The organism is Mesorhizobium sp. WSM4313 (genome assembly GCF_002294725.1).
GTDB lineage: Bacteria > Pseudomonadota > Alphaproteobacteria > Rhizobiales > Rhizobiaceae > Mesorhizobium.
In genome coordinates this window covers 133989-145228 of sequence record NZ_NSFT01000014.1, presented here as the reverse complement: position 1 = coordinate 145228, position 11240 = coordinate 133989, and the positions used below count along the sequence as shown (strand labels likewise).

14 protein-coding genes and 1 pseudogene are annotated in these 11240 nt (G+C 62.3%); 12 read left to right on the top strand and 3 right to left on the bottom strand.

From position 1 onward, the window contains the following. Positions 1–291 precede the first annotated feature (291 nt). On the bottom strand, positions 292–2082 hold the full coding sequence (locus CK219_RS25110) for an NAD(P)/FAD-dependent oxidoreductase (protein ID WP_095769290.1): 1791 nt from the start codon (positions 2080–2082) through the stop codon (positions 292–294). A 36-nt stretch (positions 2083–2118) separates the two neighbouring features. Between CK219_RS25110 and CK219_RS25105 the strand changes: the two are divergent. Further along, positions 2119–2397, top strand: a pseudogene (locus CK219_RS25105) (winged helix-turn-helix domain-containing protein); the annotation flags it as partial. A 251-nt stretch (positions 2398–2648) separates the two neighbouring features. Here CK219_RS25105 and CK219_RS25100 read toward each other — a convergent pair. Beyond that, positions 2649–3245 carry an invasion associated locus B family protein gene (locus CK219_RS25100; protein WP_095769289.1) on the bottom strand — a complete coding sequence of 199 codons (597 nt, stop codon included), beginning with the start codon at positions 3243–3245 and terminating at the stop codon, positions 2649–2651. Between the two features lie 172 nt (positions 3246–3417). Here CK219_RS25100 and CK219_RS31835 point away from each other — a divergent pair, with 172 nt between their 5' ends. The 10 genes from CK219_RS31835 (at position 3418) to CK219_RS25055 (ending at position 10029) form a co-directional block, all read left to right on the top strand. After that, a complete protein-coding gene (locus CK219_RS31835) occupies positions 3418–3594 on the top strand; it encodes a hypothetical protein (protein WP_176477141.1) in 177 nt (58 codons plus the stop codon). 108 nt (positions 3595–3702) lie between these two features. Continuing rightward, positions 3703–3999: a hypothetical protein gene (locus CK219_RS25095; protein ID WP_095769288.1), complete on the top strand. Its 297-nt coding sequence runs from the start codon at positions 3703–3705 to the stop codon at positions 3997–3999. 249 nt (positions 4000–4248) lie between these two features. Then, the gene (locus tag CK219_RS25090) at positions 4249–4716 is read left to right on the top strand and encodes an NUDIX hydrolase (protein WP_095769287.1); all 468 of its coding nucleotides are present in this window, start codon (positions 4249–4251) and stop codon (positions 4714–4716) included. Positions 4717–4861: 145 nt separating this feature from the next. Then, the gene (locus CK219_RS25085; RefSeq protein ID WP_095769286.1) at positions 4862–5185 is read left to right on the top strand and encodes a metalloregulator ArsR/SmtB family transcription factor; all 324 of its coding nucleotides are present in this window, start codon (positions 4862–4864) and stop codon (positions 5183–5185) included. After that, positions 5182–5586: an SRPBCC domain-containing protein gene (locus CK219_RS25080; RefSeq protein WP_095769285.1), complete on the top strand. Its 405-nt coding sequence runs from the start codon at positions 5182–5184 to the stop codon at positions 5584–5586. Before CK219_RS25085 ends, CK219_RS25080 begins: the two co-directional genes overlap by 4 nt. Positions 5587–5664: 78 nt before the next feature. After that, complete coding sequence (locus tag CK219_RS25075; protein ID WP_095769284.1) at positions 5665–6057, top strand: VOC family protein; 393 nt, start codon at positions 5665–5667, stop codon at positions 6055–6057. Between the two features lie 39 nt (positions 6058–6096). Further along, positions 6097–6330, top strand: coding sequence for a hypothetical protein (locus tag CK219_RS25070; RefSeq protein WP_095769283.1), 234 nt, complete (start codon positions 6097–6099; stop codon positions 6328–6330). Then, complete coding sequence (locus CK219_RS25065) at positions 6330–6773, top strand: DUF1801 domain-containing protein (protein WP_176477140.1); 444 nt, start codon at positions 6330–6332, stop codon at positions 6771–6773. Before CK219_RS25070 ends, CK219_RS25065 begins: the two co-directional genes overlap by 1 nt. 78 nt (positions 6774–6851) lie before the next feature. Then, complete coding sequence (locus CK219_RS25060; RefSeq protein WP_095769281.1) at positions 6852–7250, top strand: DUF1801 domain-containing protein; 399 nt, start codon at positions 6852–6854, stop codon at positions 7248–7250. A 301-nt stretch (positions 7251–7551) separates the two neighbouring features. Continuing rightward, entirely contained in the window at positions 7552–10029 is a 2478-nt protein-coding gene (locus CK219_RS25055) for an EAL domain-containing protein (RefSeq protein ID WP_095769280.1), read from the top strand. Here the strand turns inward: CK219_RS25055 and CK219_RS25050 are convergent. Further along, on the bottom strand, positions 10026–10586 hold the full coding sequence (locus CK219_RS25050) for a GNAT family N-acetyltransferase (protein WP_095769310.1): 561 nt from the start codon (positions 10584–10586) through the stop codon (positions 10026–10028). The two genes, CK219_RS25055 and CK219_RS25050, sit on opposite strands and share 4 nt — an antisense overlap. 188 nt (positions 10587–10774) lie before the next feature. Between CK219_RS25050 and CK219_RS25045 the strand changes: the two genes are divergently transcribed. Further along, entirely contained in the window at positions 10775–11230 is a 456-nt protein-coding gene (locus tag CK219_RS25045) for a DUF2214 family protein (protein ID WP_095769309.1), read from the top strand. Positions 11231–11240: the final 10 nt, after the last annotated feature.

Here is an 11240-nt window from a genome sequence, read left to right as displayed (position 1 = left end):
TACACCGCACTTGCTGCCCGGTCGGGCTCCAAGAAGCTCGCTATCATCGCCGTCGCAAGGAAGCTCCTGGTCGTCCTCAACGCTATCATTCGCGACAAAACCGCATTCGCATGAACACAGTTGCCATGCCGTGACTGTCACCCGAAGAATGCAGCGGTGCAGAATGGGGCTTGAGACGCCCGGCGAAGAATCCCGTCCTGGTCCGCTTGCGCACGTCACGAATGTCACGGCATGGATTCTAGGGTCTGCGCCGCGTCGCTTCGCTCCTTGCTCCGCCCTAGAATGACGAAGCTAGGATCGCGAATTACTCGGCTCCCCATACACCGGCGTCGCAATCCCTTCCATCCGCGCCTTGAGCTGCAGCGCCACATATTTCGAGTAGAATCTCGACAGCGCCAGATTGCCGCCGTGGAACCATAGCGCTTCCTGCGCCGTCGGCTTCCACATATTGCGCAATTCGCCCTGCCATGGACCCGGATCGCCCTTCACGCCGGAGCCGAGGCCCCAGCACGGACCTACCTTGTCGGCGACCTCTCGCGAGACTATCCCCGCTACCGTCTCGTTCATCGACTGGTAGCCGGTGCAGCAGACGATCGCGTCGACGGCGAGCTCGCTGCCGTCTTCAAACAGGATGCCGTCCGGCGTCAGCGACTTGATGCTGACACCGCTCTTCACCTGGATCTCGCCGTTCAGGATCAACTCGCAAGCGCCGACATCGATGTAATAGCCCGAGCCTGTCCGATAGGCTTTCATCAACAGTCCTGTCTCGTCCTCGCCGAAGTCGATGGCGAAGCCGCTGTTGCTGAGGCGCTGGTAGAAATCCGCGTCGCGCGCCCGGATCACATCATAAAGCGCCCGCTGGCCCTTCGGCACCAGCGCGAAGGGCGTTGAGGCGACGATCATGTCGGCCTTGTCGGTGGTGATGCCGCGCGCCAGCGCCTTTTCCGAGAAGATCTCGAAGCCGATATCCATCAGCGTGTCGGACTTCACCACCGTCGTCGGCGAGCGCTGCACCATGGTGACCTTGGCGCCCGCTTCCCACAGATCGACGCTGACATCGTGGCCTGAGCTTGCAGCACCTATCACCGCCACGCGCTTGCCGCGAAACTTCTCGCCGGTGGAATATTGGCTGGAATGCAGAAGCTCGCCCTTGAAGCTGTCGGCGCCCGGCAGCTCGATCTGCCGCGGCGGGCCGTAGGCGCCGGTAGCGAAGACGATATGCTTCGGCTTCAGCGTGATGCGCTGGCCGACGCGGTCGACCACCACGGTCCAGACTTTTTCGGCCTCGTCATAGGCGGCGCTGATGCATTTGGTGGCGACCCAGTAGTTCAGCTCCATGACGCGGGTATACATCTCCAGCCAGTCGCCCATCTTGTCCTTGGGCGTGAAGACCGGCCAGTTTTCCGGGAACGGAATGTAGGGCAGATGATCGTACCAGACGGGATCGTGCAGCACGAGCGAGCGGTAGCGATTGCGCCAGGAATCGCCGGCGCGTGCATTTTTCTCGATGATGAGCGTCGGCACGCCGAGCTGGCGCAGCCGGGCGCCGAGCATGATGCCGCCCTGCCCGCCGCCGATCACCAGGCAATAGGGCTGCTCATGCACGCCGAGATCGCGCGCCTCGCGTGCCCGTGCTTCCGCCCAGGTCTCGCGGTTCGGGTCGGCCTTGTGGCGGATGCCGAGTGGCCGCGCCGGCCCCTTCCGTTCCTCGAACCCCTTGAGCTCGCTCATCGCCGTGAACAGCGTGCGGCAGCGGCCGTCCTTGAGCCGCAGGATCCCCTCGCCGCGCGCCACCGCCGTCTCGAATGTGAACCAGGCCTCGACGGTGCCGTCGTCGACGCTGGGCTCTCCGGACAGCCGCCAGTGCGAGGGCTGCGCCAAGTGGAGCGTGGCCTTGAGCATGTCGCGGATCGCCGCCTGCCCCTCCATGGTCTTGATATTCCAGGTGAAGGTCAAGAGATCGCGCCAGTAGCAATCCGGCGCGAAGAGGTTCGTCGCCGCCTCGATATCGCCGGCCTCGAGCGCCCGGCCGAATGAGCCGAGCCAGGTTGCCGCCTGTTGCGATGGTGCGATGTCGAGCATTTTTCGTCGTTCCCTTTTTGTTCGAATTCTTTATCCCTTTCCGTCGACCTTGTGAAGCGCATCGTCAAGGTAGAGGACAAGGAAGTGAAACTGTCGCCCAAGGAATACGACATCCTGCGCATGCTCGTGCAATATGCCGGCAAGGTGCTGACCCATCAGTTCCTGATGAAGCAGATCTGGAACGACTCGACCGACGTCCAGTATCTCAGGGTCTATGTGCGTCAGCTGCGGCAGAAGATCGAGAAGACGCCGGACCAGTCGCGCTACATCATCACCGAGACGGGAGTGGGATACCGTTTGCGCGAGGTTGAGTAGCTGAGGCAAGCCGTGCTGGTTGGCCGAAACCTTCCAACTTCGTCATCCCTGGGCGGAGCAGCCGCGAAGCGGCGTCGCGGAGACCCTGGGATCCATTCCGTTACCTGGATTGTAGAGCGCAGCGGCGCAGAATTCTGCACCGTGAGCAGCGCTCCTACGTCACGGAATGGATCCTCGGGTCTGCGCGCGTCGCTTCGCTCCTTGCTCCGCCCGTGGATGACGAAGCGTTCAGCCGGCCGGTCTTCGACAACCTAGTCCGCCGACAGGTCCGCCGTCCGCGCCAGCGCGCTGCCGAAGCCGTTGAGCGAGATGGTGAAGGAAATCGGCTGCGCAGTGTCGGCCGCCGTGGCGTTGACCTTCAGCGTGGTGCCGTTCTGCAGCAACGGCGTGATATTGGCGTCGAACGTCACCGGTACCAGGCAACCTACCGCCTGGCAGGTGTTGAACTGCAACGTGCCGTCCAGCTTCTTGTCGTCGATTTCGAACGAGATCCCGTTGGCCAAGGCGAGCCCGAAGGGCAGCGCCAGCGTGCCGGCGGCGTCCTGACCGGTCTTGGTCGTCAATTCGATCGCCAGCAGCCGCTGGCCGCTCTGCTTGTTGAACTGCTGATGCGACAGGCTGCAGACCTTGTTGGTGCCGGTGACCTGGCAGTTTACCGTCCAGTCGCCATGCGTCTCCGACAGCGCCGAGGCGCCGCCTGGCAGCTGGGGCTTGGCCGCCGCGTCGGCGGGCTGGGCCGCTGGAGCCACCTTGTCGGCCTTGTTCTGCGCGGCAAGTCCCGCTGCCGGCACACCGGCAATGCAGGCGGCTGCCAGCATCGCCGCGAAATACGCGTATTTCGTCCTCATGAGATCCCTTCTTAGCCGCCGCCCGCGTCAGCTAAAAGCTGACCTTCAGACACGCGCTGACCGCATTCTGCTTGACCGTTTGCCCAAAGGCGTCGTCGTACCTGACAGCAACCCGACGCCGTTGACGCCATCGAGCTCCAGCCCGGCGCCGACCCGATACAGGGGCGAATCGATGGCTTCCGTCAAGTGCAATGCCGGATTGCCGGGCAGATTCTCGGCGGCGGCGAAATGCCTCTCGATCCACTGCTTGGTGGAGAACTCGACGCCGGCCTTTCCGCAGATGCGGGACCTGGCGATGGCGCTGACCGGGATGTCGGCCCCGATCTCCAGCGCCGGCGTCCCGGCATAGCCAATCGCCCGGCGTCGGTGAGCCGCATCACGTTTCGCGGTTACCCATGGCGTTATTGGCTGCCCGCATTATATGAAATGCATGGTTTTTTGTATGGGAGCCGCGCGGATGCTTCGTCACAGTCTGGCTGTTCTTGCAGGCGCAGTGCTGGCGGCCTCGGTTTATCTGATTGCGCCGTCTTATGCGCAGATCGTCATCCCGACGAACCGCAATGCATTGGTGCAGCAGAATGAGCTGCAGCAGTTGCAGAACCGCTTGCAGCGGCAGCAATACCAGCAGCAGCAGCAAATCTATCGCGAGCTCGACCGGCCGGCCCCGCCCAGGAGCCAGCCCGATGTGCCGGTATTTGACAAGACATGCCGGATGGAAGCGGTCGGCAACACGATTTCCAGGGTTTGCCGCTGACATTTTGTTTTTTTCAGTTTATTAGCCGACTTACTTGCCGGCAAAATGCCGGATTGCAAGGGCGGTGGTTCTAGAGCAATTCCAGGAAAAGTGTGACACGGTTTTCCGTCAGGAATTGCGTCAAAACTAAAGAGATGGAGCGGGTCGCCGTTTCCGTGAAACGGTGAAACGCTCTAGAGTTTGCAGGAGGACAGGTTTTTGCCCGCGCGGATAGCGTATGGCAGGGATGCTGCTCTGACGGAATTTGGAATGGCAACAACCAAGAAGAAAGCAGTTCGCAAAGCCAGGAAAGGCCAACGCATCCGCCAGGTGGCGGCCATTCCATATCGGGTGCGAGAAGACGGCAATTTCGAAGTGTTGCTGGTCACCTCACGCACCACGCGGCGCTTCATTGTGCCAAAAGGCTGGCCGATGAAGGGCAAGAGCGGGCGCAAGGCGGCAACGATCGAAGCCCGCGAGGAAGCCGGCGTGCTCGGCAGGACGCTGAAGCAGCCTGCCGGCACCTATTCCTATTGGAAACGCATGCCCAACGGCTTCATTCGCGTCGACGTTGTGGTCTATCTGCTCGAGGTCGCCGAGGAGCTTGCCGATTGGCAGGAAGCCGCGAACCGGCAGCGCGCATGGCTTCCGGCGGTCGACGCCGCCCTGCTCATCGACGAACCGGACCTTTCCACGCTGCTGAGGGATTTGACCGTTCCGTCAGCAAACGCGGCATAAGCAACCATCTTTTCAGTGCCGTCCGGCCGTACCGGCGTGCCGGCCCACGGCCGCGGCTTCAGGTGCGCGTCCTCATTCGCTGCTTGACTCATGCATATCCCAATGGTTATACGTCAATCAATAGCCAACGGGTTATCGGTTAAAAATGACGACCGCGCATGACATGCTGTTCAGGACGCTCGCTGATCCGACGCGACGCGCCATCTTCGAACGCCTCTGCCGTCAGGGCGAGCAGACGGTCGGGGCCCTGACCGCCCAGGCCGGGGTGTCGCAGCCGGCGGTGTCGAAGCATCTGGGCATCCTCAAGGAAGCGGGACTGGTGCGCGACCGCCATGAGGGTCGCCAGACCCATTACAGTGCCCAGCTCAAGGCGCTCGCGCCGTTGATGGACTGGACGCGCCACATGGCGGGGTTTTGGGAAAGCCGCTTCGACGATCTGGAAGACCTGCTCAAAAGGATGGATCAATGAATGAGGCCGCAACGCGCTCCGTCATCGTCGAGCGCGAGATACCTTTTCCGCCAGAAAAGATCTGGCGCGCGCTCACCCAACCGCATCTCATCGAGGAGTGGCTGATGAAGAACAGCTTCAAGCCGGTCGTGGACCATCGCTTCAACATGAGCGCCGAATGGGGCGGCGTCGACTGCCAGGTGCGGACGGTCGAGCCCAACCGAACCCTGTCCTACAGCTGGGACACCAAGGATCTCGAGAGCGTGGTCACCTGGACGCTCACCCCGACGGGCAAGGGCACGCATTTGCGCATGGAGCAGGTCGGCTTCCGCACCGACCAGGAGCCGTATTACCGCGGCGCCACAGTGGGCTGGAAACGCAACTTCACGGCCTTGGAGCAGCTGCTTTCGCGGATCGATTGACGTCCGCCGAAGCCTCAAAAGACAGACACGGTCCCGGCGGGGCGGCAAACCGCAGGCGTAAGCAATGGAGACACCAAAATGAAGATCAAGCTGACCAGCATCTATGTCGACGACCAGGAAAAGGCCCTTGGCTTCTATACCGAAATTCTGGGCTTCACCAAGAAGGCCGACTTCACCAATGGGCCGTTTCGCTGGCTGACTGTCGTCTCGCCTGACGATCCGGACGGCACCGAACTGCAGCTGGCCCTCAACGACAATCCGGCGGCAAAGACTTATCAGCAGGCCATCTTCAAGCAAGGCCAGCCGGCGCTGATGCTGTTCACCGACGACATCAAGAGCGACCATGAGCGCATCAAGGCCAATGGCGGCAGTTTTGCCATGGCGCCGACCGCGGTGACCGGCGCGACCATCGCGCAGCTCAACGACACCTGTGGCAACCTCATTCAGCTTTCGCAACTGGCGCACTGGTAGAGAGCTCGATCCGTATCGTCATTCGCAAGGGAGGTTATATTGAACTGGAGCAAGTGGATCAGGCAGCTTCACCGCTGGCTTTCGATCATCTTCACCGTCACCGTCATTGCCAATTTCGCTGCCATGGCCATGGGCCCGCCGCCCGCCTGGATCGTCTATTCGCCGTTGATTCCGCTTTTCCTGCTGCTGTTCAGCGGCCTCTATATGTTCGTGCTGCCCTATGCCGCCAGATGGCGCGGGGAGCCGGCGGGCGAGCGCACGGGATCGGCCTGATGGCAAAGACGAAATCGAAGGCTGCCGGATCCGCGGACGCCAAACCTGTCCTGCTTTCGGGCGGCAACCCGCAGATCGCCAAGGGCTATGGCGATGCTCCGGTGCAGACCTATATCGCGGCGATGCCGGGCTGGAAGAGCGAGGTCGGGCGCCGGCTCGACCAGCTCATCATGCAGGCCGTCCCTGGTGTGCAAAAGGCTGTCAAATGGAACTCTCCCTTCTACGGCATGGAAGGCGAAGGCTGGTTCCTCGGCATCCATTGCTTCGCCAAATACATCAAGGTGGCGTTCTTCCGCGGCCTGTCGCTGAAGCCCGTGCCGCCTGTCGAATCCAAGAGCAAGGACACACGCTATTTCCACATCCACGAGAACGAGCCTATCGACGAGGAGCAGTTCGTCTCCTGGGTGAAGCAGGCAAGCCGGCTGCCCGGCGAACGGATGTAAGCGCACGAAAAATCAAGCGCCATCTCCCCGAAAGGGCCATGGTGGCGATCTCTTATTCAGCATCGAGGAGAACCGGACATGCAACAAGGCGACGTACAGGACGGCAAGTCTGCGTCCGAACTGATCGACGGACGGATCAAGGAGCTGGGCGACTGGCGGGGCGAGACGCTTGCCCGACTCCGCGCTCTTATCAGGGAGGCGGCGCCCGAAGCCGTCGAGACATGGAAATGGCGCGGCGTCCCTGTCTGGGAGGATGCCGGCATGATCTGCACCGGCGAGACTTACAAGGCCGTCGTCAAGCTGACCTTCGCCAAAGGCGCGGCGCTGCCCGATCCCAAGAAGCTCTTCAACTCCAGCCTGGAAGGCAACACCCGGCGCGCCATCGATTTCAAGGAAGGCGACAAGATCGACGCCGACGCCCTGAAGGCGCTCGTCCGCGAGGCCGTTGCGCTCAACAAATCCAAGACCAAGCGCTGAGACGAGACTGTCGCGCGGCGCTATCGGATTGATGTTGCCGGCTTTTTCTTCCGCGGCCTCGCACCGTAAACCGATATTAGGCACAAAATATCGGCATCAAGCGTGTAAGCGTCCTTCTGTTGCTGAGCAATAACTCATGAAACAAATACTGGGCAAATTTATCGACCGTTAATCCAGGCACGTTATTTGGATTGATGTCGCCAGTAACCGGGCGACATGCGGGGAAGAACATCGTCTCAACCGGCGGATGAGCCAGTCGGACAGACACCGAGGGGGCCTGCGCACGCGCCATGGGAATGGGATGAAGCTCTCATCGACCGATGCCGCCCCGCGCCTCGTCGGGCTGGTCTGGCCCTTCGTCGCGGTCGTCCTGATCCAGGCGCTGATTGCGACCCTCAGCCTCCACACGTTGTCAGCCGTCCGCGCCTATGTCGGCGGCGAAAGCCAGTGGTCGAAGGGGCAGAAGCACGCCATCTATTTCCTCAGCCTTTATGCCGACACCGGCCGGGAAGAGTATTTCAGCGAATATCGTCAGGCCATCGCCGTGCCGCTGGCAGATCGCACCGCGCGGCTTGCGCTCGAACAGGCTGAGCCCGACACGCATGCGGCCAGACTTGGCTTTCTCGGCGGCAACAACCATCCCGACGATGTCGCCGGCCTGATCTGGCTGTTCCGGAATTTCCGCGGCGTCAGCTATCTCGACACGGCGATCCGCCACTGGACGGCTGCCGACGAGATGATCCTCGCCATCCAAAGACTTGGCGACGACATGCATCGCAGGCTCGAAAAAGGGCCGCCATCGTCAGCCGAGATCGCTCTCTGGAAAGTGCAAATCCACCAGATCGACCATCGGATCGGGCCGCTCGCCAAGGACTTTTCGGACAGTCTCGGCGAGGGATCGCGCTTCATCAAGACGGCGCTGACGGCGGCCAATCTCGCGACAGCCGCGCTGCTTATCCTGCTCGCCGTCTGGCGCACGCGAAAGCTGATGAAACAGCGCCAGGCATTTCAGACAGCCCTCAGCGCCGAGCGCGAGCGGGCTCAGATCACATTGGCCTCGATCGGCCAGGCTGTCATCAGCACCGATGCCAAGGGGCGGCTGGACTATATGAATGCCGGAGCGGAAAGGCTGCTTGCCTGCTCTTTACCCGCCGCCAAAGGCAGATCGGTCGCCTCGTTGTTCCGGCTCGTGGACAAGGACAGCGGCGTCGAGGAGACCGATCTGATCCCGCGCCTGCTGGCGGGCGAGCCGCGCCGCTCCAATGTTCGCCCGCAGCTTCTGGAGCGCCCCGACGGTTCGGTCGTGCCGGTGGCGCTGAACGGCGCTCCGCTGATCGTTTCCGGCTCGATCCTGGGTTGCGTCCTGGCCCTGCAAGACATGACGCGCGAGCAGGACTATATCGAGCGCCTGTCGTGGCAGGCATCGCATGATGCGCTGACCGGTCTCGTCAACCGCCGCGATTTCGAGAAGCGTCTGGCGAGCGCGATCTCCGAAGACCCGGAGAAGTCGCGCCGGCACGCGCTGATGTATCTCGACCTCGATCAGTTCAAGCTGGTCAACGATACCTGCGGCCACGCCGCCGGCGACCAGTTGCTGCGCCAGATCTCGGCGCTGCTCGCCAACGAGCTGCCGCCCGGCGACATCCTGGCGAGACTGGGCGGCGACGAGTTCGGCGTGCTGCTCTTCGATTGCGATGCCGATTGTGCCGCCGCCACCGCCGAACGATTGCGCGCCACGGTCCAGGATCTGCACTTCTCCTGGGAAGGGCGTCCCTTCAACATCAGCGTCAGCATCGGCATGGTCGAGGTCGCCAATGTCGGCATGACGCTGGAGGAGGTGCTGCGCGCCGCCGACGTCGCCTGCTACATGGCCAAGGAAAAGGGCCGCAACCGCGTCCAGCTCCACAGCGACGGCGACAGGGCCCTGCGCGAGCGCTTCGGCGAGATGGCCTGGGTGCAGCGCCTGCATGCCGCGCTGGATGAAAACCGCTTCCGGCTGCATGCGCAGGAGATCGCGCCGCTGCGGGACGATGCTGCCGAGCCGGGCGCGCATGTCGAAATCCTGCTCAGGCTGACCGACGAGGACGGTAGCTTCGTCACCCCGCAGAGCTTCATTCCGGCGGCGGAGCGCTACGGACTGATGCCGGCGATCGACCGCTGGGTGATACGCAACGCCTTCGCCATATTGGCGTCGCGACGCACCAATCCGCACGCGGCGCCGATATCCACCTGCGCGATCAATCTCTCCGGCGCCACATTCGGCGACGAGACGTTTCTCGGCTTCATGCGTGAGCAGTTCGCCGCGCACGCCATTGCGCCCGAAACGATCTGCCTGGAGATCACCGAGACCAGTGCCATCGCCAATCTGACCGAGGCCATGCGCTTCATCGCCGATCTGCGCGGCCTGGGCTGCCGCTTCGCGCTCGACGATTTCGGCTCCGGCATGTCGTCCTTCGCCTATCTGAAACATCTGCCGGTCGACTACCTCAAGATCGACGGCGGCTTCGTCAAGGACATGCTCGACGACCGCATCGACCGCGCGATGGTCGAGATGATCCATCACATCGGCAAGGTGACGGGAAAACGCACCATCGCCGAATTCGTCGAAAGCGATGGCATCGTCGAAGCCTTGAAGGCGATCGGCGTCGACTACGCGCAGGGCTATGCCATAGCGAGGCCTCAGCCATTCGACGCGACGACGGTGCTGGGCAGCCATCCAGGTGCAAAGGCGGACGCGTGGAACGGAGTGGCAGGGGCCTTGCGCCGCAAGGCGGGTTAAGCGCTTTGCTTTCCGGATCCGGCCTGCCGTTCCAGCAGGATCGTCGGCTTCTCGTGGTAGGTGGTCCGCAAAATTTCTTTATAGCCGTTCCTTTCGGCCACCTTCTGCGAAGCGCCGTTTTCCGGATCGATGATGCAGACGGTTCTTGCCTGTCCGAACGTCTCGTCACTCCAGGCGACGATCCGCCCCACGACTTCGCTCGCAAGCCCTTGGCCATGCGCCTCCGAGGCCAGCGCCCAGCCGGCCTCCGGCACGCCTTCGAGAGACGGCACGATCTCGCGCTTGAGGTCGTGGAAGCCGGCCTCGCCGATGAAGCTCCCCCTCGCCTTGTCCTCGATCGCCCAGAATCCATAGCCGATCAGCGACCATAGGCCGGCATGGCGCAGGAAGCGCATCCAGCTCTCCTCCCGCGTGCGCGGCTTGCCGCCGATGAAACGGGTGACGGCGGGCTCCGCCCACATGGCGGCATAGGCTTCAAAATCGTCCAGCCTGTGCGGCCGCAAAACGGTGCGCGCCGTTTCGAGAAGCGGCACGCCGGCTTCGATCTTGATGCTCATGGCATTGCCCTCCATTGACGCGACCGCGCTTAGCAAAACAGCACGGTCGATCAAGAGCCAGGCCAATGCGTTGGCTCTTCCAGCCATAAAAGCCATGGCACGGCAGCATCGCTATGGGCTTTTCGCCCGGCGATGCTAGTTTGCGCGCGAAGCCGACCCAGAAACGCAAGTCGACCGAAGGAAGAACCATGGACACCACAGACCTGTTGCTGGCGATCGCGCATCACCTTCTGGTGTTCTCGCTGGCCGGCATCATCGGCGCCGAGTTCGTGCTGGTGCGCGGCGATTTGGCAGCGGCGACGCTGAAGCGCCTTGTCGGCATCGACCGCCACTACGGCATTATCGCCGCGCTGATCGTCATCGTCGGCATCTGCCGGGTGTTCTTCGGTCTGAAGGGCTGGGAATTCTACGTCTACAATTGGGTGTTCTGGGCAAAGATGGCGGCCTTCGTCGTCGTCGGCCTGCTGTCGATTGTGCCGACCATGCGCTTTCTCTCCTGGAACAGGCAGGCGAGCGGCAATCCGTCTTTCGCGGTGCCGGCGGCGGAATTGGCCTCGGTGAAGAACTATGTCCGCGCCGAGGGCTTTATCTTCCTGCTCATTCCAGTTTTTGCCGCGGCCATGGCGCGCGGCTACGGATATTAAAACTTTACTG